The organism is Candidatus Marimicrobium litorale (assembly GCF_026262645.1).
GTDB lineage: Bacteria > Pseudomonadota > Gammaproteobacteria > Pseudomonadales > Halieaceae > Marimicrobium > Marimicrobium litorale.
In genome coordinates, this window is record NZ_SHNO01000001.1 from 3261507 (window position 1) to 3286711 (window position 25205).

The 25205-nt window shown below is 52.4% G+C and carries 17 protein-coding genes and 1 pseudogene; 5 read left to right on the top strand and 13 right to left on the bottom strand.

All coding sequences use genetic code 11. The features are described 5' to 3' along the window. Nucleotides 1-114 precede the first annotated feature (114 nt). The gene (locus EYC82_RS14770) at nt 115-1578 is read right to left on the bottom strand and encodes an alpha/beta hydrolase (RefSeq protein ID WP_279250311.1); all 1464 of its coding nucleotides are present in this window, start codon (nt 1576-1578) and stop codon (nt 115-117) included. 588 nt (nt 1579-2166) lie between these two features. Continuing rightward, nucleotides 2167-2463, bottom strand: a complete 297-nt coding sequence (locus EYC82_RS14775; protein ID WP_279250312.1) for a hypothetical protein — start codon at nt 2461-2463, stop codon at nt 2167-2169. 432 nt (nt 2464-2895) lie between these two features. On the opposite strand from EYC82_RS14775, the gene EYC82_RS14780 reads away from it, so the two are divergent. Further along, nucleotides 2896-3426 (top strand): dienelactone hydrolase, encoded by a 531-nt coding sequence (locus tag EYC82_RS14780; protein WP_279250313.1) that lies wholly within the window; start codon nt 2896-2898, stop codon nt 3424-3426. A 179-nt stretch (nt 3427-3605) separates the two neighbouring features. Here the strand turns inward: EYC82_RS14780 and EYC82_RS14785 are convergent, their stop codons facing one another. Both EYC82_RS14785 and EYC82_RS14790 read right to left on the bottom strand, forming a co-directional pair. Next, entirely contained in the window at nt 3606-5402 is a 1797-nt protein-coding gene (locus EYC82_RS14785) for a carboxylesterase/lipase family protein (protein ID WP_279250314.1), read from the bottom strand. A gap of 251 nt (nt 5403-5653) precedes the next feature. Continuing rightward, nucleotides 5654-6904 carry a cytochrome P450 gene (locus EYC82_RS14790; RefSeq protein ID WP_279250315.1) on the bottom strand — a complete coding sequence of 417 codons (1251 nt, stop codon included), beginning with the start codon at nt 6902-6904 and terminating at the stop codon, nt 5654-5656. Nucleotides 6905-7443: 539 nt separating this feature from the next. Here EYC82_RS14790 and EYC82_RS14795 point away from each other — a divergent pair. After that, nucleotides 7444-9177 carry an alkaline phosphatase D family protein gene (locus EYC82_RS14795; protein ID WP_279250316.1) on the top strand — a complete coding sequence of 578 codons (1734 nt, stop codon included), beginning with the start codon at nt 7444-7446 and terminating at the stop codon, nt 9175-9177. Nucleotides 9178-9294: 117 nt separating this feature from the next. Here EYC82_RS14795 and EYC82_RS14800 read toward each other — a convergent pair whose 3' ends face one another. The 7 genes and pseudogenes from EYC82_RS14800 to EYC82_RS14830 all read right to left on the bottom strand — a co-directional run bounded on the left by EYC82_RS14800 (nt 9295) and on the right by EYC82_RS14830 (nt 20025). Beyond that, a complete protein-coding gene (locus tag EYC82_RS14800; protein ID WP_279250317.1) occupies nt 9295-10326 on the bottom strand; it encodes an alpha/beta hydrolase in 1032 nt (343 codons plus the stop codon). A 253-nt stretch (nt 10327-10579) separates the two neighbouring features. Next, nucleotides 10580-12616 carry a neutral/alkaline non-lysosomal ceramidase N-terminal domain-containing protein gene (locus EYC82_RS14805; RefSeq protein WP_279250318.1) on the bottom strand — a complete coding sequence of 679 codons (2037 nt, stop codon included), beginning with the start codon at nt 12614-12616 and terminating at the stop codon, nt 10580-10582. Nucleotides 12617-12656: 40 nt separating this feature from the next. Continuing rightward, nucleotides 12657-13661 (bottom strand): class I SAM-dependent methyltransferase, encoded by a 1005-nt coding sequence (locus tag EYC82_RS14810; protein WP_279250319.1) that lies wholly within the window; start codon nt 13659-13661, stop codon nt 12657-12659. Nucleotides 13662-13871: 210 nt separating this feature from the next. After that, nucleotides 13872-16769 (bottom strand): hypothetical protein, encoded by a 2898-nt coding sequence (locus EYC82_RS14815; RefSeq protein WP_279250320.1) that lies wholly within the window; start codon nt 16767-16769, stop codon nt 13872-13874. Nucleotides 16770-17211: 442 nt separating this feature from the next. Beyond that, a pseudogene (locus EYC82_RS14820) lies at nt 17212-17841 on the bottom strand (TylF/MycF/NovP-related O-methyltransferase); the annotation flags it as partial. Between the two features lie 925 nt (nt 17842-18766). Further along, nucleotides 18767-18904 (bottom strand): VOC family protein, encoded by a 138-nt coding sequence (locus tag EYC82_RS14825; RefSeq protein ID WP_279250321.1) that lies wholly within the window; start codon nt 18902-18904, stop codon nt 18767-18769. A gap of 185 nt (nt 18905-19089) precedes the next feature. Further along, nucleotides 19090-20025, bottom strand: coding sequence for an SDR family oxidoreductase (locus EYC82_RS14830; RefSeq protein ID WP_279250322.1), 936 nt, complete (start codon nt 20023-20025; stop codon nt 19090-19092). A 246-nt stretch (nt 20026-20271) separates the two neighbouring features. On the opposite strand from EYC82_RS14830, the gene EYC82_RS14835 reads away from it, so the two are divergent. The 3 genes from EYC82_RS14835 (at nt 20272) to EYC82_RS14845 (ending at nt 23454) form a co-directional block, all read left to right on the top strand. Further along, a complete protein-coding gene (locus EYC82_RS14835) occupies nt 20272-20721 on the top strand; it encodes a hypothetical protein (protein ID WP_279250323.1) in 450 nt (149 codons plus the stop codon). Further along, nucleotides 20718-21164: a MaoC family dehydratase gene (locus EYC82_RS14840; RefSeq protein WP_279250324.1), complete on the top strand. Its 447-nt coding sequence runs from the start codon at nt 20718-20720 to the stop codon at nt 21162-21164. The genes EYC82_RS14835 and EYC82_RS14840 overlap by 4 nt, the downstream gene beginning before the upstream one ends. Nucleotides 21165-21672: 508 nt before the next feature. Further along, nucleotides 21673-23454, top strand: coding sequence for a flavin-containing monooxygenase (locus EYC82_RS14845; RefSeq protein ID WP_279250325.1), 1782 nt, complete (start codon nt 21673-21675; stop codon nt 23452-23454). Nucleotides 23455-23635: 181 nt separating this feature from the next. Here the strand turns inward: EYC82_RS14845 and EYC82_RS14850 are convergent, their stop codons facing one another. Continuing rightward, nucleotides 23636-23791 carry a DUF2256 domain-containing protein gene (locus EYC82_RS14850; protein WP_279250326.1) on the bottom strand — a complete coding sequence of 52 codons (156 nt, stop codon included), beginning with the start codon at nt 23789-23791 and terminating at the stop codon, nt 23636-23638. Next, nucleotides 23778-25100 carry a DASH family cryptochrome gene (locus tag EYC82_RS14855; protein ID WP_279250327.1) on the bottom strand — a complete coding sequence of 441 codons (1323 nt, stop codon included), beginning with the start codon at nt 25098-25100 and terminating at the stop codon, nt 23778-23780. Before EYC82_RS14855 ends, EYC82_RS14850 begins: the two co-directional genes overlap by 14 nt. Nucleotides 25101-25205: the final 105 nt, after the last annotated feature.

Genomic DNA, 25205 nt, shown 5'->3' on the forward strand with positions numbered 1-25205 from the left:
GACGTTACGAACCCCGAGATGCCAGCAGCCCGGCTGCAGTTTATTAATGTCTCCTGAACCGTGCGCCAAGGAGTATCTGAGAGAATTAACGTGTGGATGTGGTGGCCATGTCTACTATAGAGACTCATCAATCTCCGCGTGTATACGCGTTTCGATGTAGTCAAAAAATGGGTTATGCCGTAGGCGCATAAACTGGCTTAGCGGAGCAATAAGCAAGCGGGTTTCCCCGCGTGGCTGCATTGCTCCCAGAGACAGGCCACGATAAACGTTTTCTTCCGTTAGCCCGTTGCCATAAACCGGGTCTTCTGGCGCAAAGGGAATGGCTACATGCGACAGCGAATAAACACCCTGCGGCCAAATGATTGGCAGGGCCGTCGTCTCTACATGGTTACTGAATGGCGCTTTTGTTCTCTGTGCCAGTTGCAGTGAACCGGGCGAGGTGTTGGTGATCACGGTGAGCTGGTACGACAGATTTTCATCGGCCTTCAGGCGTAAAAGCGGCGACGCGTTAGCTGCCGGGATGAATGGCGTCAATTCAGCGTTGCGGTTTACATCAAAGATCACAAGCTCACTGTCGAGATTATCTAACCGCCCGTAGAGTCGCTGGATAGTGGCGGATGTGTGTACCGTGGCATCTGTCCAGGATAAAAATGTCAGAATGCCTGGAAAATTAGCCAGCCTCTCTGCGCTGTGCGCACGTCGCATACCAGCCCGCAAAGCGGCGGTGACTGCCCAGGCCTGTTGCGCCGCGTTTTTGGGAAAAGAGTTGTATTTGAAAGGGTCGAACTCTGGCTGAATCCCCAGCCAGCGCGACTGAGCAAAATAGGGGATCCAACCCCACATCTTGTACCAGTTGGCGAACTTGGCCACTGCGGCGATACCGATTTCTGGTGAGAATAGCAGCAATTGCTCTGGCATTGGCAGGCTGTCGTCGAACAATGCATCCAGCGCATATTTAACAGCGAGGCCCCCGCCATTGGAGTAACCCCCCAAAAAAAAGGGCAGATCACTACCAATACGTTGACGCACATGCCGGGCGCCAAGACGGCTGGCGGCCTGCCAATCCTCCCACTTCACTTCGGTTAGGGCTGCCGGTATCGTGCCATGGCCGGGCATACGTAAAACGAGCACATAAAAACCGCGCGTGTAAAGAATTTCGGCAAGCTTCCTCATACTGTAAGGAGAGTCTGTGAGTCCGTGCAATAACAGGGCGCCGCCTCTGATATTGTCTGGGATCAATTCAAAACTGCGATTCCAGTTTTGCTCCGGCCAAGCAGGGTCCTGAGGACCGCCGCGTCGGTAGCGGCTATAGTGCATGGCACCGGTGTCCTGCTGCGGTTGGTAAATCTCGCGATCCAGTTCGTCAAATAAGCGCTGTTCCTGAGTCAGGTAATCGGCTAGGTGATAGCTTTCATTCAGATCGTCAGCACGGAACTCAGACCTCAGCTGTGTGCTATGCCAACTTTGTAAGGCCGGCATGGTGCGTGATTCGAAAGCCCAGGCGAGCAACAGCGCAGAGACGATGAAGACAAGACCGAGTAGCAGTCGGAAGCCAAGCCTAATCAGCTTTATAACCATGAAATCCCTTCTCCTAACTCTGCCATCAGTGGCGGGTGAACTCTGATCTTAACATCGCATCTTGAGACTAAATACGCCGGCTACAGGAAAATAAGTTGCTATTGCAGTGTGTCAGGCAGTGTCTGCTTCGCTCGTCATCGATCAACCCCATCAAAATATAAAGTCATCAAGGAAAAAGTCAGCTATAACTGCGAGGCTCTTCTGCGCTCCGAGCGCTCGATAGTGTTGCCAACACCGATGAGATGAGCACTCATCGACAAGATCCTCTGACATTGGAGTGAAAAGTATAGATCAAAGAGTGAGCCGTTGGGAAAAACAGCGGGTTGCGATTAGTGTGAGGCTATCGGGGAGACAACCGGTGCGTGGGCATAGTGGCACTCACGGGAGTAGTGCGTTTGTGTTTCTGGCAGACAATAAAAACCCGCCGAAGCGGGTAAAAAGCGCCTGGATGGCTGGAAAAAGATACTGTGTGTGGGATGAGCGGGTTGCGTAGGCAGGTACTATGGATGGTCAGACAGATCCTAAATCATCCGCGATTAACCGAGGCAGGTGCTCGCCAATGCCTTTTAGAGTATGCACTGCCGTGCGTCAATCTTGCTGCTCCTTACGCAGATGCAGCAACCATGAGCTCCCGTTTTTCTCTGCATCGTAAAATACGGCAACGGTAAAAAAAATCATTAGCAGCAAGACGATGTGCGCAGCGACGCTGATCCCGAAATAGATAATGCTCCCGAGATAAATGGCGAACGTGCCACTCCACATAGTTGCCAGAATGATCATAATAAATAGTCTGCTGGGCGGATCGGGTATGTGACGCAGCGGGTTTTTGGTGGAATCAAATATGTAGGTATAGGCGTCATAGAGGCGCAGTGCGAGTTTCTTCATGTTCGTCACCTTTTATTGTCTGTTTAGGTGTTTACGCCCAACCTGCTCAATTGGATTATCCTGATGACTAATTCGGGCTGGGCAGACGAAATCCGGCGGTTTTGTGCACTTTATGGCGGCAATATCCGATGATAGGGGGATATATCCGGGCCTGGGAGCGGGAAATGATGCGGTTACGCCCTGCGTATAGTCTAAAATAGGGAGGGAAACTCCTGTCAGGATGCGGCTGCGTGGCTTGACAGCAGCATCAATCCTTGGGGTAGAGGGCACGTTTTGTCAGATAACGCGCAATGAGCAGTGAAGAGACTGCCCCTGCCGGCGCCTTGCATTGCTGGGCAGACCGAAAATACCCTAAAGCAGTGATAGCGGCGCTACACCGGGTATGCTGGAACCTAAGTGCAACCGTAAACGTTTAACCAGAGAGAAGACAACATGACAAGCCCCAATCTGAAGGAAAGACTCGATGCTATTTTCGACGCACACATGAATGCAGAACTGGCTGGCAATCTCGATGAGACTCTGGCGACCATGGCGCCGAATCCACATCTCGTGAATGTTCCTACAATGGTTGGAGGACAGGGCGCGGCGGCAGTGCGGAGATTCTACTCCAAGCGACTGATCGGGCAGTTTTTCCCTCCTGATGCCGTATTTGAGACAATTTCGCGCACTTACGGCGAGGATCGGCTCGTCGATCAGCTGATCATATCGTTCACCCACACGATAAAGATGGACCATATTCTCCCCGGCGTTGACCCGACCGGAAAACCTGTAGAGGCGGTTTTCGTTGTGATTGTTGGCATAGAAGGTGACAAGGTCTCCTACGAGCATATTTTATGGGATCAGGCGAGCGTTCTTGTCCAGATTGGGCTGCTCGACCCTGAGGGGCTGCCGGTTGTCGGAGCAGGTGCTGCAGCGAAACTACGAAACCCCGCCTTGCCGGATCCTTTCTTCAATGAGGGATAACAGAGGAAAATGCAGCTGCACTGGCTGGGGCGCATATGCGCTGGGTCTGCAGAGTGATGGTGGGTGCAATCGCAGCCGCGGTACTTTCGATCGAGCGTAGGTGGGAAAACTGACTATAGCCTGCGCAAGGTTGGACTATTCAGCCGTCCTGTCGGCATTTTTAACACACAAGGCAGTCTTTAAAGCACGTTAGTAGAGCCATGCTCAGCTATGATTTCAGCGTTAATGGCGGCCTGTTCAGCCCCGGCATCTACCGCACTGCAACGACCGTTTTCCCATGTTTCGTACGCTGTATAGTCTGGCTCGCCGACTTTTGTTAACGTATCCCACACAAGAAGGCAGAGTTCCAGGCCTGACAAAAGCTCTGACTGCTTGGCTTCGTTCAGCAGACTTGACATCGTCGATCGATCACGCGAAACACGAAGGCCATCGGCTACATCCAGATGAATGAAGTCTCGATCATCCGTCGAGAAAGCTGGCCAGTCTATGGGCAACTTGGGCTTACCGGTTCGGGCGAAGCCAGCCCATGCAGACATCATAATTTCGCGCATTTCCTCTCGCGATTCGCTTTCGGGGTAAATGTAGTCAGATATTGGACCGTAAGTATAATTTCCGGTCACAAATGCGATATCAATACCATGCGCGGCCCCGATCAGTTTTGGAAAATCTGCGAAAAAAGAGTCTTCCTGATCATCCCAATCAAAACGGTAGGCATATAAGTCTGGGTATCCTGCTGTTTCCATCGCGGCCAGGGGCTCGTCAACGCCCCTTACCTTCCATGCGTCTGATCGGATACGCGTCCAGAAATCATAGAGATCGGGATTTTTAATCTTGAGACGCGGCGGCAACAGCCGCGTGAAAAGATAGTCGGCGTCTACAAAGTATCGATGCGTACCCAGCCATAGTGTAACCTCGTCACGGTTTGCTCCCGCGATAACAGGCACGTCCTTGGCTCTCGCACTGTCTGCCAGTGCCGCGAGCATGCCGTCCTTTGGAATAACGATTCCATCAGCTGTCGACAGCGGTATATCACCATCGTTGTCGAGTGCGGTGTAGTGTTCTAAAAGCCGAGTACCTGAAACGCCATAGATGGATTCTGATGAAACATCCGGAATCTCGCCCGACTCAAGCATGGCCGAAAAGAGTTGTGAACTGGAGCGGCGCATTTCGGGGTGGTCATCGCTATGATTAATCGCTTCATTTACCGTAGCTGTTTCCAGATAACCTGATTGTGAAATTGCTTTGTGAAATAGACCCTCACTCAACGGACTAGCGAGCAGCGCAAAGACATTATGCCCACCCGCCGATTCGCCAAACACCGTAACGTTATCTGGATCACCGCCGAAGTTTCCAATATTATTTTGCACCCAATCCAGTGCCAGAATAATATCCAGCGTTCCGAAATTCGAACTGCGATCGAGCCCTTTCGCCGTCTCTTGCACGGCTGGATGACTGAACCAGCCGAGTGGTCCGAGCCGATAGTTGATCGTAACGACGATCACGTTTTCCGCTTCAACCAGTGCGGAGAAGTCGTAATAACCCTTGTAGCCTGCAGTATTTCCCCCCCCGTGAATCCAGAACATGACGGGCAGAGGCTCGCTAGTCTCAGTCAGCGACGGTGCCTTTATATCTAGGTATAAACAGTCCTCTGACCCGACTACGCCTTCACCGGGTACGCCGCCTGCGTTACTCGCAATCTGCAGACACGCGACAGTATCTCGAGTAATAATTTCGCTTAAAGGCGACTCGACAGATCTCGGAGCACGCCAGCGTAAGTCGTTTATTGGAGGTTGCGCATAAGGAATATCACGCCAGGTCTTCACCGCATCATCAATTTCAGCGAGAACTGGGCCGGAGGTTGTGTCCACGGGTAGGTGATTAGATGACGTATCGGTGTCGCTTCTAGGCGAGCATGCCAAAACGAGAACGAGTGCCATCGCTATGAGTACAAACCGGTTAATGCGGGTTACAAACATGTAGGGAATCTCGATTCGCTGCAGGTGAGTGGCATCGTATTATAGGCCTGAGGCAGGTCTAATACCTAGAGTCTTGACCGAGATGCGGCAGAGCTGCAGCGCGAGTGACAGTGAAAGGTTTAGAATTATAAAACTTATATAAATCAATAATATGCTGAAGAAAAACTGGTTTTCGGCTCGGCCGTCCGATCCGCCATCTATCGATCGTGAGTAAACAGGGCGGAGGAGGTCAGATGTACGGCCTGTGTTGCTTATGCGCTGGCTTCGGGATCGAAAGTGATCTGCATTTCTTTGATGCCGTTCACAAAATAGTCCCGAACATATTTTACTGGCGCAGAAAATTTTGGATTTTTTAACCTGGGAAGAAGTTCTTTGAACATGATATGCATTTCCATTCGGGCAAGATGCGAGCCCAGGCAAAAATGCTGGCCAATCCCAAAGGCGCGGTGTTCTCGGTAAAGTCCAGGCATACGCTGTGAGCGCGTTATATCAAAGCTCAGGGGGTCATCGAACACTGTTTCATCGAGGTTAATAGAATGCCAGTGCAAAATGAGCTTATCACCTTTCAAAAGTTGCTGGCCTCCGAGTTCTACATCCTCTTTTAACGTGCGCCGCATGCCAGAGAACGCCGCATTGTAACGTAGCATTTCTTCACAGGCATCGGGTATTAAATCTGGATTATCCACCAGCATTTGGAGTTGATCTGGATGTTCCATCAAGAGCCGCATGCCGTGCGCAGTGACAGACCTCGTGCTTTCGTTACCGGCAACTATAAGTAAAAGGAAGAAAAGTTGAAATTCAGTTTCAGTGAGTTTTTCATTTTCCACTATCCCGTCCAGCAAAGCTCCAACAATATTCGTCAGCGGCGTCTCGGCATGCTTTTTTGCCAACTCTCCTGCATACAGATAGATGTTTGCCGATGCTTCCTGCGCCGTAGCTTCAGGGTCATCCCCTGACATGTCTGAATCCTCCATAAACATCATCTGGTTGGTCCACTTAAAGATTTTCTTACGATCCTCTTTTGGTACCCCACACAGATCCAGTATCGCCATCAGCGGCAGTTCGCTCGCCACATCATAGACAAATTCGCACTGTCCCCGTGATGCTACCTTGTCAATTATTTCTCTGGCATAACGGGAAAACGTCTCATGATAATTCTCTACGGCTTTGGGAGTGAATGCATTACGGCCGATACGGCGAAATTTTTGATGTTTTGGCGGGTCCATATTGACCAGCATCTGTGCTTGCATGGCAATCGTTTCATCGTCGAACTCAGTAGGAACGGCCGTTCTCTCTTCACTTGAAAAGATCAACGGATGTTTGCCAATAAAATCAGCTTCCGTTCTGCCCATTACCGCCCAGTAAGGAATACCCGTTAGTGGATCTTCGATTTTAACAATGGGCCCTCCGGCTTGTTTACGAAGTTCCTGAAGCTTGACCTGATGATTCCCCGTGACGTAAAAATCCGGGTCCAGAATATTGGCGTAAGGGCAAGCGGACATTAACGGCACTCCTGTGCATGATAGGGAGGACTGGGCCTCGGGCGGAATTTGTCAGGCTAGAGACAGTGTAGGCGCTAATTCGGCCATAACAAGTCAAAACGTTGCTGAATTTGCAGGATTTTAGCGTATCCATAGCCCAGTGTTTCGTGACCGGCTGGCAGTAGCTGAGTCTTCATTATCCAGCAGCCCTCACTTAGGCAGATTTATGTCAGCGATAGACGGTGGATCGACTGTAATTCGTTATTGCCACTACTCACATTGTGTGGTTTCCCTCGTTCAAGCTTCCTATATTCATCAGTCGACGGATTGACGGACGGAGATTCAGTTTGTGGTGGCAGAAAAATCGAGCTATCTTTAATTTAAGGCGGCTATGTGGTGAGCAACCCGAGACGCTGGAGGCAATCGAGTCCTTGACGTAACTGCTCGACTACCAATTCTTGCTGTTTTTAAAGGGCGCACCCGAGCAACACAGGATTGCCTACAGCACTTGGTTGCTAGTTTTTCGCTAGTGTACGCAATTGTGACTACAGGAAATGTTCATGACCAAAAAGTCGATGATGAAGCGCCGTGCCGTAGTGAAAGGTATTGCAGCCTCCTCGCTACTTCCGCTATTGGGAATGAACCTGATGGGCTGTTCCGATAGCTCAGACAGTGGTGGCGCGCAAGAATTCGATGATATCGACGTGGAATTTCTCCACGGCGTTGCCTCTGGCGATCCGCTGCATGACAGGGTCATCCTCTGGACGCGCGTCACCCCGCAGGCGGAAGGTCGACCGAGGGTAACCTGGGAGATAGCTAACGATGCGGCGTTCAGCGAGATCGTGGCAAGCGGTTCTGGCACCACCTCGGCAGACGTAGATTATACGGTAAAGATAGACGCCGCTGATCTGCAAGCAGGAAGTCATTACTACTATCGTTTTACAAGCGGTGGTGTCGTCTCTGCAGTGGGTCAGACGCGTACCCTCCCGGCTGGCTCGGTCGAGACTGCCAATTTCGCGGTGGTATCTTGCTCTAACTACCCCGCTGGGTTTTTTCATGTGTATCGGGAGGTTGCCAACAGCGACGTCGACGCGGTGCTGCATCTGGGCGACTATATTTACGAATACGGTGTGTCAGGTTATGCAAGTGATCGCGCAGAGGAGCTGGGTCGCACGGTTCAGCCCGAGAATGAGATTATTAGTTTGTCGGACTACCGCACTCGCTATGCGATTTATCGTACTGATGTGGATCTGCAGGCGGCCCACGCCGCACATCCGTTTTTTATCACCTGGGACGATCACGAAATAGCGAATGATGCTTGGCGTGAGGGTGCAGAGAATCACGATCCCGCCAGTGAGGGTGAGTATCAAGCTCGGAAGCTTGCCGCTATTCAGGCCTGGTATGAATGGCAGCCGGTGCGCCCGCCCCGAGACGAGCGCGAGATCATCTACCGCCAGTTTCGATTCGGTGATTTATTGGATCTTATAATGCTGGATACTCGAGTGATTGGTCGCGATCAGCAGTTCACTTACACCGAGTTTGCCAATGGCGGCAAGATCGACGTGGAGCGCGCGCGCGCTGCGTTCGGTGCCGCGGACCGCACATTGCTGGGAGGATCCCAGCTCGACTGGCTTCGTGATCAACTAGCCGCGAGTAATACTCGCTGGCAGGTGCTTGGGCAACAGGTGCTGATGGGCCGTTATCAGCTGCCCGCCAGCATACTTGAAGCGCTGGATCCGGGTCTCGCAGGTCCCGATGCAATCGCCGAGGGTACCGCCGCAGTATTCGCGGCGCTGGAGGCCAAAAATAAATCATCTGAAGACCGCACCCTGGAGGAGCAAGCCCTTCTCGATTCCGCCGTTCCATATAACCTCGATGCGTGGGATGGCTATGCCGCTGAGCGCGACGACCTGTTGCGTTTTGCCCGGGACGTCGACAGCAAGCTTATAGCTCTGGCAGGTGACACGCACAATGCATGGTCTAGCCAGCTTACGACGCCCGAGGGAAGTATTGCTGGCGTTGAATTTGGCTGTGCAAGTGTCAGCTCTCCCGGTCTTGAGGGCGTGCTTGGGGCGGAGAATGCCGCCTTGTTTGCACCTATTGTCGCTACTTTAGTCGACGACCTGAAAAGCGCTAATCTCGCCAACCGAGGGTATTTATATGTTGCGCTTACGCAAGATACGGTCGAGGCGGAACAGCGCTTCATCAGCGGTATCGATTCGCGTAACTATGTCGTGGAAGCCGAAAAAACAGTTTCTATACGTGTAAACCGCGGTGATATGGTTTTACGCTGAGCCTGTTGGTAGGTTAACAGCTGCTTGTAGTGACGAGGCTATCCCAAAAAGCTTTGAGGCATAGCGCGTCCTCATAGGGGGCCTCGTGGCGCTGCTAGCGGTAAGTCTGCCTTACCGTTATTGTTTGAACACCTCCTCTAGCAGCTCTACATGAGCTTGATGTGCGTCACGCATGCTCTCGAGAGATCCCATCAGGCCGTGTATTGCGCCATCGTATCTGATCACTTCAACGGGGACACCCGCCTCCTGGAGTTTTCTGCCATAGGCTTCCCCCTCATCTCGCAACGGGTCGTATTGCGCTGTGATGATCAGTGCTGGCGGCAGATTCTTATAAGAGGTTGCCAGCATTGGGCTCGCAGTCGGATCTAGTCGATCTGTGGCATTTGGCAAGTAGGCTGCGATCATTGCCTCAACGTCTTTTGAGGTTAGTACATAACCTTCTGCAAAAGTGCGTGCTGAGGGGTAAACGGTATCACTCGCATCTGTGGCCGGTACTGTCAGCAATTGAGCAGCGATAGCAGGGCCATTTTCGTCCCGTGCTTTTAGAGAAATTGCCGCGGCCAGATTGCCGCCCGCGCTGCTGCCAGCCACTGCTATTCGGTTGGCATCCAGACCCTGAGATATTGCATTATCGTGGATCCAAAGCAGTGCGGCGTAACAGTCATCAACCGCTGCAGGCCAGGGGTGCTCAGGGGCAAGTCGATAGTCTACAGAGAAGATTGCTATTCCGGCATCCGCGGCCATTGCTGCGACACGGCTATCCCAGTCTTCCAGTTGATTACCCATCCAGAAGCCGCCTCCGTGAATCCACAGCATAACTGGCAATATGCCTTCATGAGGAGGAATATATTTTCGTAACCGAATAGCGCCTCCCGGCCCCGGAATAGCGATGTCTGAAATAGTTACCGCCGCTGTTACTGGTGCGAGACGGAGCATTGCTCCCATCTGATCGTTGGCCTGACTGCGCTGCACCTCGATTTGTGCTGGATCAAACACCAATGGCTCAGCGGTGAGCGTGCTCACCTTGGCGATGATAGCCGCAGGTAGATCCAGTCTACCTTGAGGTGTGAAAGTCCAGCTGTAGGCGATAAGGCCGAAGACTCCAGCCAAAAGAACAAAGACAAGTAAAAACCGCTGCAGTGTTTTCATATGGGATTTTCCGGAGTAAAACTGGTATCAGTTTACATAAATCTGTGTGCTTTGACCGCGTGTTAATGACCTGACGAGCAGCTTCTCGCATACATCGTTTAGATAAAAATTGGTTGAACGCCAGGCACCACGCAGAACTCGAAATCTTCAAGCCCACTAGACAACGCAGTCGTTAGTATGACCTTACTCATCTTGTTCCCTTCCTTTTTGAAAATGCCAATTGCTTGTTGCGCTTGGAATTCGGTAGTTGATTTTAATCCTTGGGGCTGACCGAAAATGCGTTAGTTGTGCCTACAAAGTTATGGCCATTCTTGTCGACACCTAAATGGCGCATTTGGTACGTTCCGGCTGCGATGTCTTCCGGGATTTTCCATTCAAGCATTGCGATTGCGCGGTTGCCTTGAAAGCGCCAGCTCACTCGAGTCGACCACTCCGCATCGGTTGCAACGGTCTGCCAGCCGGCCGTTTCCTTACGTCGCACTTCAAAAAAATTATTGCCGGTTGCATAGTTTTTGCTTGGATCAGCTGAGAGAAATTCAGCCGTTACCGTGTCTGCAGGAGTATAGTTGTCACGAACGGGAGACACGACATCCCCCGCTTTCCTATCGCCGTGATCGGCAGAATCCTCACGGTAAGGCAAGGCCAGCTCGGTTGATCTGCCGCGCCAATCATCATATGTCTGTTGCGAAGCTATTTCCTGATCTGCGCGCAGCGCAGCGGCCAGCTGGCTAACCACTTGCTGATAAGCGGGGAGTGACCAGCGTCCATGAAGGTTGTGCGCGGCTTCATATTGCTGCAAGTCGTATTCTTCTGGTGTCGTAATATAGCCTGCAAATTCGTTGACATAGCCTGCGAGCACAATATGTTTTGCCGAGCCATCCAGCTCACTCATTACGGTGTCGCGTAAGCGGCGCCCAGCCATAGTGGTGACTTCACCAGGCATTGCCAATATGACGAACTGACCAATACGTGCCACGGTGACCGAGTGTACTTGCGATTGCAATGGCGGGTTTTGGCTTCCGGTTTCGAATAGTATCGCTTTTGGCGCCTGGCACAGACGAACCTCCTCTGTCCAGGCAGGTGCGCCCGTGACCAGGCGGATCAGCCAGTCCCGCCAAACACTTTGCTCGGTCATACCTTCTTCGAAAAGAAAGTGACCACCTCCGTCCTCTGTAGATCCTCCCGCGAAGGAATAGCCGTAAGCCGACGGGCAGGTGTGCTGAACGCCACTGCCTGTGAATCGATCGTCTACCGCATAATTTGCCAAACTAACGTACACCTGGCGCGAATCAATGGGGCCGCTGAGCTGCTCCTTCGCTGATTCAAACAAAGCATATGCGCTTGCGACCTGCCGTTCGCCCATCATCTTCGTTGTTTCCACATCTGTCTCACCCGGGCCGGTATTGTCGAGGTTGAGATTAGGGGTTACATCGCCGGGGTCTGACTGAGCAAAGGCCGCCACAAATCCGTTCTCAGCACGAAGCGGCGTGGCGTGCGCTTGCTCCACTGCAAGCGAGGCATAGCCCTTGTGATCGCCGGAGACCAAACGGTTGTAATAGTTCATCGCTGTCGGATGCAAGGCGTACCAATTAATCAGGCCGATGTCTCCGGTCTCGTCTGTGAACTTGAGCAGCGTCATCGTTTTATTTGTGTTATCTGTGTAGCGCGCACGCTCATCGGCAGGATTTGCAAGGTAAGCGACCGCTGAGCGGTTTGCTCCCCCGTTCTCTACACGTCCTGTGTTAACGAATACATTGCCGGGTTCAAGATCATCATGGGCGCGGATAATAGAATCGGCGATGCCCTCGACTATCGCGACGTAATGTTCAGGATAAAATCCGCCATCAAGGCCCGTGTCTGTGCGTGAATGCCAGTAGCCAGTGGGTCCGGCATGCGTGTGGGTGGCACTGATAATGACATTGTGCAGCCCATAGATATTCCCGTAGCGTGCTTGCAGAATTTCAACAACCGCTAGTACTACGTGGTGGTCGATACTGCCCAGGTCAACACTGGCGAATACCAGACGCTGCGCTGGATCATTTAACTCGCCAATAACGAAAGCTCTGGAGAAGAGGCGTATATGCAGGCCTTCGCCAATTTGATCGGGTCGTCCGAAGCCCCACAACGGCAACCCCACTACGGGTCCTGTCACATCAGCCACTCCGCGGCCTACCAGGTAGTGGTTGGCAGATAATTCAGTTTCTTCGACGAAAGTATCGACCTCAATGCGGGCTGACGCACTGGCGATAAACAGCAAAAACGACAAGGCACCAGAAATAAAGGCGTTCATATCAGGTTCTCGCGGTTGTGAAAAAGGCGCTCACGGATGGCTACTTTTCAGCGACAATTCGCCAATTTAGATCAGCAATCTTCGCTTTTTCGGCGTCGGTCCATGCCTGGCCGCCTTTCTGTAATAGGTCAAGAGACTGCTCGACCCAGGGAGGCATCAACTTGATTTTTTCCAGCCCGCGAACAATCCTTCTCACCCAAAGGATCAGGTCGCGTTTCTGCTCACAGATTGGCCAGGCTTCACTCTTAGAGGGTGCCGAGAGCACTATATTAAATCCCGCTCTTTCCAGTGCGGCGCAAACATCGGTGGGGTACATTGACTGAGTCGCGGCCAACGTGGGTAAAAAAGTTCTATGAAGCGTGGCGTGTTCGTTGTTATTCCAGTCAAAGTAGGGAGACAACAAATACTCCGAGCAGGCATACCGCGCGCCCGGCTTTAGTACGCGGTACATTTCTCTGGCGTGGTCATCCAGCTCTTCTTTTTTGAAGAAGGGCCAAACGGCCTGAAAAGAGAAACAGCCATCGAAGCTCTCTGCAGCATACTCCAGAGGGTCATGATGATTGCCTACTTTAAAATGCAGTCGATCACTCATATTGCACTCGTCAGCCCAATCAATCGCATTTTCGATTTGATTCGGATCAATGTTGTAGCCTGACACCTGACCACCGGAGAGGGTTGCAAAGTGATGGGCGATTCTCCCTCTGCCACAACCCATGTCCAGCAAATGTGTGTCTGCGGGCGCCTCCAGGTTAAGCTCCTTGAAAATGGCCTCTTCAATAATTAACTGGTTTCCATAGAGGCCTTGGGAGTCGTCAAGCTGGGGCGGGATGTAGAGCTTTTCCAGGTCGAAGACAGACAGCATGTTGTTCAGTACCTTGTAATAGTCTGCTACTGCTTTAGTTTCGTCTTCTGTACTGGTTTCCTCACCCGCCTGCATCCGTTGAAAGAATTTGTAAGCGTTAATGCAATCCTGCTTATCCTCGTCGGACAATGTGATCAAGCGTTTGATGCCGACAAAGGATGTTTTGATTCTGTACCAATTCATGGGATTACACGCGCCCTGTTGTAGTGAGTGGAGGTGGTTGACCTTAACGCAGAGTAGCACCATTTCTACGAGTGACAAGGTAACCTGGGTGAAACCAGCGCGAGGGCGGATTACAGGGGCCTCATACACTTGTAGCGGCACCACATTTTCCGCGGAATGAAAAAGGGCGCCGATTGGCGCCCTCGTTCAAGCGTTTAGCCTATCAGACGACTATTTGACCTGAATGATCACCTTTGCTTCTACGCCAAGAGAGTGGTGATCCGCCGCACGCAGGCTTACACGAATCTCGTGTGAGCCAGGTGCAATGTCATCGGGAAGCTCCAGCTGAGTAGTCTCAGACCAGTCGGTGACGTGATCGGCATCGTCATCATCGGTGTCTAAATAAACGTGATAATGCCCCTCAGTGACGTCACCGTGGTCACCGTCCTCCATCGAGTGGTCTCCATCTCCCATCGAATGATCATCGTCGTCCATAGAGTGATCGCCGTTGTCCATGGGATCTTCACCACCGTGGCCGTGATTGTCATCGCTATGGTTTTCTGGCGGGATCAAATCGAAGTTATCGAAGTCAAGCTCGATAACCACAGTATCACCTGGTGCGAACTCGGCGTCGGCGACTGGACCCACGATAGCCACGGTCGCATGTTTGTGCTCCGCGTTTATCAGCATATCGTAATTAGCCATTTTGCTGCCAATCAGGATAAACATCTCATCATCGCTGGAAACACCCGGCATTATGATGCAGGCGTCACACCAGCCATCACCGGCGCCCGGCGAGGAATCACAGGATTCGTTGTCACTGGGCCCAGCACACGCTGCTCCTACATTGCCTGCAACACAGGCTCTTGCGGGGCATGGCGATGCGTTGACCGGCCGACGAGACAGTCGCGTGACTACCTCGACATTCGGTGAACCGTCTTCATTGACACCGTTATTCCAGGTGGCGCAGTAGGTCAGGGTGCGCTCTGCGGGGTCCGGACTGTTGAATACCATTGCCGGATCGAATCGCTTATTGAGCGGCTCGTCGTACGTAAACGTCTCGTAGATCAACTCATCGCCGACCGTCATGAAGAAACGCTCACCGCGCTTGTGCGTGTGAGAGGTAATTGACAAAAGTCCATCGCCTTGATCGAAAACGTAATCGCGACACTCGGTTTTCTTCTCGAAGGGCTTCGTGCCAGTGCCTGCAGTGATGTTATCGATCTCATTGATACCCTGCGCCTGAAAGCGGCGGTCATCGGCAAAGTACAGATTGCGCCACAGGTGATGTACCGCATCCTTTGTGGACAGATTGAACACGTGAGAATTCCAGAGGAAGATACCGACTGCCGGGAATTTAGTGTAGAAGCCCTCCCGGTCTGGCCCTGAACTCAACCCCAGTATGCTTCCGCCTCGTGCGTCCGCTTGCGGTCCGTAGCCGCGGCAGGCGACGCTGTTTTGGACTTCGCTGATGCACTGACCGATACCACAGGAGTTCTTATCCAGAGGCTCACACAGCTCGCCTTTTTGCGGGCCGTCGGCGCAGGTCCAATCGCCGAAGGCCGGGTCGTGAATTTTATCGATACCCACCGGGGACTTATATAATAAGTTATGGTGGGTGTAGGGGTCTTCCCGTGTCTCGCCGTTCTTCAGGTAGAAGTAGTCCCCCGTCTCGTCGAGATACTCCTCAGGGATATCATCGCGGAAGTCCTCGTAACGGGCAAAACAGATCTCGCGCTCACCTTCTGCTTTGACATCGTGCGGAGCCATCTTCACTTGTATGCCTTTGGTCGGATCGGGCGGATCCAGCGGATCAACGTTCACGACATCAGGTTCGGGCAGGCAGACGCCCAGCAGGCGCTCCAGCTCCTCCTCACCGCGTCCGAGGGTGTCACCGCATGAACCTTCTTTTGGAGCCCCACATTCTATCCATAGACGAGTCGTTTCGAGTTGTCCCGGCGAGATCGCGCCTCCCGCACTCGGCATCGGTGCACCGGCGACATCATAGCTTCCGGGGAACGTCTTCGCGGACAGCTTGTGGTAAAGATAGCTGGAGGCAGGTCTGCGCGGATTTACAAGATCCAGTGATGACCCGGTGGCCTGCACACCAACGAGATTGTCCCACGCGTTTTCGGGAGTGAGATCAAGTCCGCCAGCCTTGGCGTCGCCGTGGCACAGTGAGTTGGCACAACCGGCTTGCTCGAAAACGACTGCCTGAATGGCTTCGAAGGTAGAATCGTAAGTCGGGCAATAGGTCAGCTCTGTATCGCTCGATACAATCGCTTCCAATGAGTGAATAGTGTATGCGTTGCTGCCGTGGTTACGAATATTAAGTTCGATCAAATCGCCAATGTTAACGGCAACGGGCAATATAATGGACTCTTTGATCAGATTGCTCTCACTTGGTATATCGATAGCAATCTCGTAAACCGTTGTACCGCCGATGGACAGCGCAAGGTTGGCAGTGGAGGGTGCATTGTAATTCAACACACTGTGGCTAAATGCGAACTGCAGCTCCGTGCCCGCCTCAAGCTCGAGTAAAGCCTGCTGGGAAAGCGAGGCCCAGTTGCAAAATTCGGTGCGCACCTCAAGACCATCATCTTCAACGAACCAGCCCCTATCGCGGTCGCAGTCAACTTCTGCAGGGCGCAGGTTGATGAAAACGTCGCGATTTTTTGGCTGCACATCCCATGCCAACGGTTCGATGAGGGATACTCGCAGTATTTCCTCCTCTGGGTCGTAGGCTTCGCCATCAAGCCATGCCAGTAATTTCGCTTTCTCGGAATTGGTCAGCGCTAGTGCGCCCGCGGGGGGCATGGAGCCGCTTTCGAGAGTAAAGTGGATGGCCGAGCTAAATGATTCGACGAGGGTCTTGGTGTCCAGTGCAAAAGGTGCGAGCGGATTTTCGCCACCGTTATGACAGCCCGTGCATTTTGCCTGCAATATCGGCGCGATATCTGCCTCGTAGTCCAGCATTCCCGCGGTACTGGTGTTGTTGTCTGCGGTGCCCGTGTCGTTCGCAACGCTGATTCCACCACCACCACCACCACCACCACCGCCACAGGCGGTCAGGATGGCAACCAGGAATGAGAGAGAGACAAGGTTAAGAGAGGGGGAAAATAATCGCATGAGAAATGCCTCGCCGAGACGGATCATAGCGCTCGACTTTGACTGGAAGTATTGTTATGAAAATCAGGCAAAAGTTTACCTGACGACGGGTGGTAGTCAACCCATATAACCACACGCTAAAAATGGTTATAGGTGTCTTATACAGAGCGGTGACGTGCAAGGCAGACGGCACGGCATTCTCGTCGTTGGTGGGCCACAGAGCGACTTGTAGTAGAGAGACCCACAGGCAACTGAAAATAGGCCTCTTGACTGGGCTGCACCCGCCCGGATCCAACCTTGAATGCATTGGGTAAAAGAATGCGGAAGATCTGCGACAGGTGGCAAGGCACACGGAACAAGCACAGGCCGCGAGCATGTGTCAGGTTGTAGCAAGTCTGGGTCGTCCACCGGATTGACCCGATCTCTTTATGAGGCAACAGGACATTCCTTGGCAGGGCGCGTGTTAAGGCGCTGCGCTGGTTTTTGCCTGGGCGCCTTCCGCCATTTCATCAGGATAGAAATCCCATAGGGCTTGTGTGCCTTTGATGCAGAAGGCGACACTCTCCGGGCTGCGAATCTGGCACGGATCCTGACGGACATCTGGATCCCAGTAGATCTTGCCCAATTGCACGCCAGTGCCAACACCAAGGAGGCCCGGAGGCGCGCAGGAGAAGTATTTTTGCCAATACTTTTCTGAGTAGAAAACGGCGCAGTAGGGAAGGTTGGTATACTCGTCGAGAAACAATATTCCGCCGGGTGCGAGATACGGCCATAGATGGATGAGACATTCGTGCAGGCTGGAGTAGAAATCAACATCCAGAAACATCATCGCGATCTTGCCCTCGTGGTGGGGCAAAGAGTGTTCAAACCAACCGGGGTGAAGACTGCAACTGGCTACTTCGCCGAAGCGCTCAATATTCCCTTTTACTTCGTCCAGGGAGCCACCGAATAGCCCTGGGATAAAACCTTTAGCAAAAGTCTTCTCGGCAATGGGATCGCCCTCTGTCGTCGGCGGCAGACCCTCGAAAGAATCATAGACTTTAAGTTTACGCCCCACGATAGCGCAAATAATAGATAAATTAACTGTGGCGCCGCCTTTCCAGCAGCTTCATCGCCATCAGAAGGTGTGCTCGCCAAGATGTGCCCGATTTGATTTGGCGGGTATTGCGCCAAAAGCGAAAACCCAGGCCTATGCGCTTGTTCCAAGGCATGCCATAGGCTCTGTGCACCTTGAATGAATGGCTCAGGATGATGATGGTCAGAGGTGTCGCGAAAAAGACCAGCAACCTCGCAGAAATTTGACTAGCTTAAGTTTATTTTTATAGGACAGTTTCATTATATTTTTGCCATTACCGCTTTATCCTGCGCGTCCGTGTATGCTTGCACTTCAAGCTGAAGTTTATCTTTATAGCGCACTGAGTAAACGCAGAAGATGAATGCTTTGCTTTATACAACACCCTTTACGCTGGTACTTCTTATTCACGGTGGCGTGTCAGCGTGAACGACAGGCGACTTGTTTTATTGTATCGGTCGAGCCTGACCTATCCAGTGTGGACCACCTGCAAATTCCAACTAAACAATGCTGCTATGAACGATAAATCAGTGACAATGTCCGCAGGCCCGCATCCGGTTTGCCGCCGCTAGCATAACAGGCATACCTGCAGTGTAGCCACAATATCAGCGTGTAAAGTTAGTCGAGCTACATTCCATCTACCACTAAATCTCAAAGAAACGCAGCGCCACAGCAGGGTGCGTTTATTGGTTGGGGGTTGCTGCTTTGCCCTTGTAGAAATTGCTCATAGCGAGTGACGGGGTAACTGGGGCAACGCGGCCGCCTTGATCTCGCAAAGCTCAATAATATTGGCGATGGGATCATAACCATATATCGTCGAAGCCTGCTCGCCGCAAACAGCATCTCCGATAAAAGTTATGCCATGAGTCCGCAACCGGCGCACCTCAGTTTTCATGTGTTAAACCTACAGTGCCATATGAGAGTAACCTTAGTCGCAGAGCCTTGGTCACCTGTATTCAGGCTCGGGGTGGGCATATTGCCAGAGCTCAACAAACGCGTTGGGCGCTTTCAGCATCACCATGCGCGCCCTGATAGCGTCCATGCCGATCACGCGGTTTGCCAGCAGGTCATTTTCTTGCTGCACCGGCTGAAAACTGAACGCGTTGGCCTAGAACGTTACAGCTTCATCTATATGATCAACGCTGATGGCGATGTGATGACTGCCAATGAACATAATGTGTCATCGACGTAGTCGCCTCAGTAAAAATTTGCTCGTGCAGTGACTATTCTGCTGAGTCCTGTTTAGACTTGCTCCGGAACGGTGAGCGTTCAGCCACCAGATGGTCCAGCCTTCCTAAGTGTCCAGTCTTGCTGTTTCGCCCAATCGGAAAACGGCGTGAGCTTAACGGGTATGCGCCGGAGAACCGGTGCCATGTCCACCTGGAAGGGCAGTCCGTCTTGCTCATTGTTATAGATATAGAAGGCGTCGAGCGCGCTGGCATAATCTTCTCTCGACAGGGAAGATACATGCTTGAATAAATCGTACATCAGTTCGCCATACTTTCGCGGGGTAATGTACTGGTAACGGATGGGCTTGCCTATCGCTTGTGACAGCGCCTCCGCTATATCGAGGGGGGATAGAGCTTGCGGACCGCCGACTACGATCCGCTCGCCCGCAAGATCATCTCTGTTGAGCGCGGCTATCATGAACTTTGCGACATCGTCCAAACATATCCAGTTTGCGCACATGGTTGCTTTGTGAGGATAGCGATAGAGTCCTTCGTGGATCAGCCCCGGTTTCACCCAGTTGGTCAGCAGGTTATCCATGAACAAGACCGGACGAATAATCGTGAAGGGGGTTCCACTAACTGCAAAGATATCTTCCCTTACCAAATTGCCATCGTAGTTTGGTTCGCCGCAGGGCGTATCGGGTACCCAGGAGCTAGTGTTGTAGACAAGGCGCTCAACGTCAGCTTCTTTGGCGGCTGTCGCTACTCGTGCGATGTGGCTGTTAACGTGCAGTGCGTCCTCAAACATTGGATGCGTAAAAAACACTCCCCGAGACCCTGCGCAGGCTCGCACCAGGCTGCTCGTGTCATTGTAATCGGCGAACACCGCGGTAACGCCCGTCAGGTTTGCACTGCTGTAGGTGTCGGGTGACCGTGTAACTGCCCTGACGCGGTAGCCGCAAGCCACAAGCTGGCGCACCTGAGCCAGCCCTTGTCGCCCGCTGGCTCCAAACACGGTGATGATATCTTCCGGCATCTTTTTTGCTGGACTCTTGTTTGCTCGGTTTAGTGAGCCTTGTGTCTATTGTGGAACTAATTTCTCGATGTGGCCGGCCAATAAGACATTTATTAATCTGCAAGCCAGATGATACTCTCGCCGGAGGTTCAAATACAAACTACTGCGACGGCCGTCAGTGCGGTAATCAAATGCCTATCGACCCTACACGCTGCACCCCATCATCCTCGTTGACCGCCATTAATCTACCGTGAGATAACGCGCTATATGAAAACCATTCCTCCAGAGGAAGAAATCACTGCCCTTGTCGGCCACGAATTCCCCGGTGGCGACTACACCATCGAGCATTGGGAAAACTTTCTGCTTACTGGTTGCACGGGTGCGGATCCACTGCCTGATGGCATCGCCCATCCCGTGGCACTATTTCACGTGCCTCTTTACGGCGCCAACACCAGTATCGGTGACATGTTCAAACTGGGCCAGGCCGAGTCAGACCTTTCAGTTATTCCGGAGTATTACGATTGGGAAATATTCTCTACGTTGCGTGAAGCGGTAAAATACAGGGTGACGGGGAAAATTATTGCGGCGGAACGACGTGAGAACAGCCACGGGCAAACCTATGATTGGTTATTATTCCAGTTCGACATGGTCGAGCCCGGTGGCAAATTGGCCGTACGGACGTCTATGGCGCAGCAATTTACAAGGAATACACTGTGACGGTGCCGGTAGAAAGCTATCAGGTCGGCGATTGCATACCGCCATGGGAGATGAAAAGTGTCTCCGCCGAGAAAATGCGTACGATGGCCGCAATATTACGTGACCCAAACCCACTGCATTGGGACAGGGATGCGGTCGCCGCCCTGCCGGTGGTCGACACCTTGCCCTTCAAACTTGGCAGACGAACGATTAACCAAGGTCCGCTGGGGTTGAGCTATATAATTAACATGCTGCACCATTGGATGGGGCCGGAATGCGTCAAGCGCTTCTACATCACTTTCCCGCAGGTTGTTCTTGATGAAGACTGCGTGGTCGCCAGAGGGACCATTACCGCTTTGCGAAAGGAGGGTAATAGGCAGCTGGCGGATTGTGAGGTATGGCTTGAGCATGCTGAAAGAGGCGTCCTGCTGCAGGGTCGTGCAACAGTTCAGTTGTCGGTTTAGGGGTCGCTGACACCGCATTGGTGACGAAAGTGAAGAATAACGACCGTTGTAAGGCTTGCTGTCGGTGAGGCCAGGAGCCGGTGAGTTGCAGAAAGATTCTGAATATCCTACTTTCGGTGGTACAGACAGACCGCGTCAGCCGGACTTAAATGGACTAAAGACATGGTGAAGCCTAACAGCGGATTCACCAGAGGAAAGGTAAGATCGCAGATGGGAATATCCTGCTGAATGTCCACGGCGGACTGAAATGATAGCCCCATGATTGTCCGGCTGGCTGTCTATTCAGCCGCCGGCCACTTTTCCGGCGACGATTATGCCGTAGGCGTTGCCGGCTCTATTTCGATCGACACTGATGCGCGTCAGATAGAGTATTAGACCTTGGGAGTCCGCTTTGGAACAGGGACAAGGATATTTACATGAAATCGTTCACCAGATTTAGTGCGACAGGGGGGGTGAAGATGTCCGCACCTTCGATAATGACTGAACATGTATATATTTTGGAGCCACTATGGATATAGCAGAAACGAAAGCAAAATATGCAGAGGAGCGTGAGAAGCGGCTGCGCTCTGATGGCAACGATCAGTATTTCCGGATGGCGGAAAACTTTGAAGAGTATCTTGATGACCCCTATGTGGAAATTGAGCAGCGTGAAACGAAAAGCGATCATGTCGATGTCGCCTTTGTAGGCGGCGGGTATGCTGGATTAGTAACGGGTGCGCGTCTGGCTGAACTTGGAGTGACGAGTTATCGAGTGATTGAAAAGGGCGGCGATTTTGGTGGTACCTGGTATTGGAATCGTTACCCAGGCGCGATGTGTGATACCGCCTCCATGATTTATATGCCGCTGTTAGAGGAAACAGGGCATATGCCGCGGGAAAAATACGCAAGAGCACCCGAAATCCTCGAGCACTGCCGGCGGATCGCCACGCAGTACGATTTGTATGATAAAGCGCTATTTCATACGCGCGTGACGGAGTTGCGTTGGCTTGAAGAGAGCCAGGTTTGGCAAGTAAAGACGGACCGTGGCGATGCATTTACCGCGCAGTTTGTGGTGGTGGGAACGGGTCCGTTGCATGTGCCCAAACTGCCTGGCATACCCGGTTTGGATACCTTCAATGGACACTCGTTTCACACCAGTCGTTGGGATTACAGCTACACAGGCGGCGACGCTGAAGGCGCGCTCATGGAAGGTTTGACCGATAAGAGGGTTGCCTTGATAGGTACGGGAGCCACGGCAGTGCAGTGCGTCCCGCATCTTTCGGCAGCGTGTAAAAAAATCTATGTGTGTCAGCGCACGCCTTCCTCCGTGGACGTGCGTAGTAATGAGTCGATGAATGCGGATTGGTACAGTGAGAAGACAAACGAACCGGGTTGGCAGAAAACCTGGATGGAAAACTTCACAAAAAACATGTCTGGTGCGTCCGATGGTGTTGACCTTGTGCAAGATGGCTGGACAGACCTTGCCCGGCGCTTTCTTGGCAAAATCGCTCAATTGCCTGTTGAAGAGCGGGGAGACGTTGTGAAGATGATGGAGGCCTATGAAAGCTCCGATTTTGAGAAGATGGACGAAATCCGTGGCAGGGTCGACGAGGTAGTGAGTGATGTAGAAACAGCGGAAAAGCTAAAAGCATGGTACCGGCAACTCTGCAAACGCCCATGTTTTCACGACGATTATTTACAATCGTTCAATAACGCATCGACAGTGCTGCTGGATACCGACGGCAAAGGTGTTGAGCGTATAACGGAAGGCGGTATTGTTGTGAATGGGATCGAGTATCCTGTGGATTGCATTATCTATGCGACAGGTTTTGAAATTGGTACAGAACTGATCGACCGTGCTGGTTTCGAGATGATCGGCAGAGAAGAGCTTTCCCTCAGCGACTACTGGAAAAATGGTATGCGCACGCTGCACGGAATTAGTGTTCACAACTTCCCCAATGCTTTTCGTGTACAGCCTACGCAGGCTGCAAATTTTATCGCTAACGTTCCGCATAATATTGTTGAGTCGGCCAAGACGATAGCGATGATTATTAACCACGTTAGAGCCTCGGGTTTTCAAACAATTGAAGCTACCAAGGAGGCCGAAGACGATTGGCAAGAGTTGCTATCCGGAAGCATGCAGATGCTGGCGGATCCCAGTTGTACCCCGGGCTATTACAATAATGAAGGACAACCGCTGCCCGATAACGCTGTTGGCTATGTCGGCCATCCCGAGGGCGCTATGGCCTATTTCAAGTTCATCGACGGTTGGCGTGAGGCTGGCGACTTTGAGGGCATGAGTGTGAGTTGAGAGGCTTCTAAATAATGAGGGAAGAGCACTAAATAGCCAGCACTCAACGCGCGGACAAGGGCCCCGTAAAGCTTCATTGCTCTACTGCGCACACTCACCGAAAAGTTTTCGCCACGATTACGGCAGTCAACAGAGAAACGTATCAGGCCTCGGCTCTGCAAGGATTTCAACGTAAGCGGAGTCAGGCGGTCGTCGATTCTTCGATAGTATTGCGGCTTTGCTTGCAACGCTTGGAACAGTAGCGGACCTCATGCCAGTCGCGCTGCCACTTGCGTCGCCAGCTAAACGGCCGCTGACAAACCGGGCAAATCTTGGAGGGCAGGTCACGTTTCTTCACTGTCCTGTCCTTGCAAATCGTTGATAGGCCAGTCAGCAGCGTCTGTTACGAAGCGAGGTTGTCTTGGGCGCTCACCGTGCCATTTGCGAGTGAACGTCCCCCTAGGGTCGTATGTACGACTTTGTTTCTCAATGTCGAAATGGCGACCACCCCTTGGATCTGCGCCGACACCAGCGAGGTACTGCCAGTTGCCATAGTTACAGGCGACGTCATAGTCGATTAGATGCTTTTCAAAGAACGCCGCTCCGTAACGCCAGTCCAAACACAAGTCATTGACGAGACAGCTTGCTGCAATCTGCCGGCTCCTGTTGCTGCACCAGCCTGTTGCGACCAGTTGTTGCATGATTGCGTTCACTAGCGGAAAGTCAGTATCGCCCGCACACCAGCGTGCGAAGCTGCGGGGCTCAAAGGTGCAGAAGTGCAGGTTTTTTTGTGAGGTACTCAGTTTAAACAGGCTGATATCGTCCCGGTAGGCGCGCCAGTGAAAGAACTCGCGCCAAAATAATTCGAAAGACAGCCAGTAGGTGGATTCATTCGCGGTTTCGGTATGCTCAAAGTGGGCTATCGCCGCGGCTACTTCTCTGACTGAGAGACAGCCATTGGCCAGCCAGGGCGATAGAGTGCTTGACCCGGTGAGGGGGTCAAGGCAGTTACGCGTCTGCTTGTACTGCAAAATATCGCGCTGTTCAAACACAAAGCGACGCAATCTTCGGCGCCCTGAGTGGCTGCCACCGCGAATAGGCAGCGCCGTGTGAGGCCTGACGCCGTTGTCACGTACAGGGTGAAAAAGTGCGGCCGGCGGCGGTGGTAATTGCGCGGGCGCGTCGATGGGCCCCGGTATCGGAAGCGATTTAACACGCTTGTGAAAAGGCGTGAAATGCGGTGGCAGCGCCTCAAGCTCAAAGGGCAGCCTGTCTTCATCCAGCAGGGTGCTGGTTTCATACAGCGCCAAAGGCACAGTCAGCCGGCTTTGCAGTCGCTGCACCGTGGTTCGCTCATAGTACCCTGGTGTGCGGCTCGCGCCCACTCGGTCAATGCTGTAATCCTCTACCAACCGGGGAAGAATCAATTCGGGTGAGCCATAAACAAGCAGTAGGTCCTGGCCCAGCTCGGCCAGCTCATCTCTCAAAGACTGCAGGCTTTCCAGCAGAAAGCGCTCACGCTGCTTACCCATTCCGTTGACATTGCACCAGGGTCTGGTGATCGGCCAGATGTAAACAAGCAAGAGTGCTTCGCTTTGGAGGTAATGACACAACCCGGGATTGTCGGAGAGGCGAAGATCGTTTCTAAACCAATAAAGAGAGTTCATGTGAATGCTAACGTCGCGAGAAGTTTCGGTTCATGGCATTGTATCCTGTTGTTTATCCCGACTTGCTGCGTCAATTGCACCGGGCACCACGAATACAGTGATGGC

Excerpts from the sequence above, each read along its gene's own strand:
- EYC82_RS14770 (WP_279250311.1), bottom strand. The coding sequence starts at position 1,578 with ATGGTTATAAAGCTGATTAGGCTTGGCTTCCGACTGCTACTCGGTCTT.
- EYC82_RS14775 (WP_279250312.1), bottom strand. The coding sequence starts at position 2,463 with ATGAAGAAACTCGCACTGCGCCTCTATGACGCCTATACCTACATATTT.
- EYC82_RS14780 (WP_279250313.1), top strand. The coding sequence starts at position 2,896 with ATGACAAGCCCCAATCTGAAGGAAAGACTCGATGCTATTTTCGACGCA.
- EYC82_RS14785 (WP_279250314.1), bottom strand. The coding sequence starts at position 5,402 with ATGTTTGTAACCCGCATTAACCGGTTTGTACTCATAGCGATGGCACTC.
- EYC82_RS14790 (WP_279250315.1), bottom strand. The coding sequence starts at position 6,904 with ATGTCCGCTTGCCCTTACGCCAATATTCTGGACCCGGATTTTTACGTC.
- EYC82_RS14795 (WP_279250316.1), top strand. The coding sequence starts at position 7,444 with ATGACCAAAAAGTCGATGATGAAGCGCCGTGCCGTAGTGAAAGGTATT.
- EYC82_RS14800 (WP_279250317.1), bottom strand. The coding sequence starts at position 10,326 with ATGAAAACACTGCAGCGGTTTTTACTTGTCTTTGTTCTTTTGGCTGGA.
- EYC82_RS14805 (WP_279250318.1), bottom strand. The coding sequence starts at position 12,616 with ATGAACGCCTTTATTTCTGGTGCCTTGTCGTTTTTGCTGTTTATCGCC.
- EYC82_RS14810 (WP_279250319.1), bottom strand. The coding sequence starts at position 13,661 with ATGAATTGGTACAGAATCAAAACATCCTTTGTCGGCATCAAACGCTTG.
- EYC82_RS14815 (WP_279250320.1), bottom strand. The coding sequence starts at position 16,769 with ATGCGATTATTTTCCCCCTCTCTTAACCTTGTCTCTCTCTCATTCCTG.
- EYC82_RS14830 (WP_279250322.1), bottom strand. The coding sequence starts at position 20,025 with ATGCCGGAAGATATCATCACCGTGTTTGGAGCCAGCGGGCGACAAGGG.
- EYC82_RS14835 (WP_279250323.1), top strand. The coding sequence starts at position 20,272 with ATGAAAACCATTCCTCCAGAGGAAGAAATCACTGCCCTTGTCGGCCAC.
- EYC82_RS14845 (WP_279250325.1), top strand. The coding sequence starts at position 21,673 with ATGGATATAGCAGAAACGAAAGCAAAATATGCAGAGGAGCGTGAGAAG.
- EYC82_RS14855 (WP_279250327.1), bottom strand. The coding sequence starts at position 25,100 with ATGAACTCTCTTTATTGGTTTAGAAACGATCTTCGCCTCTCCGACAAT.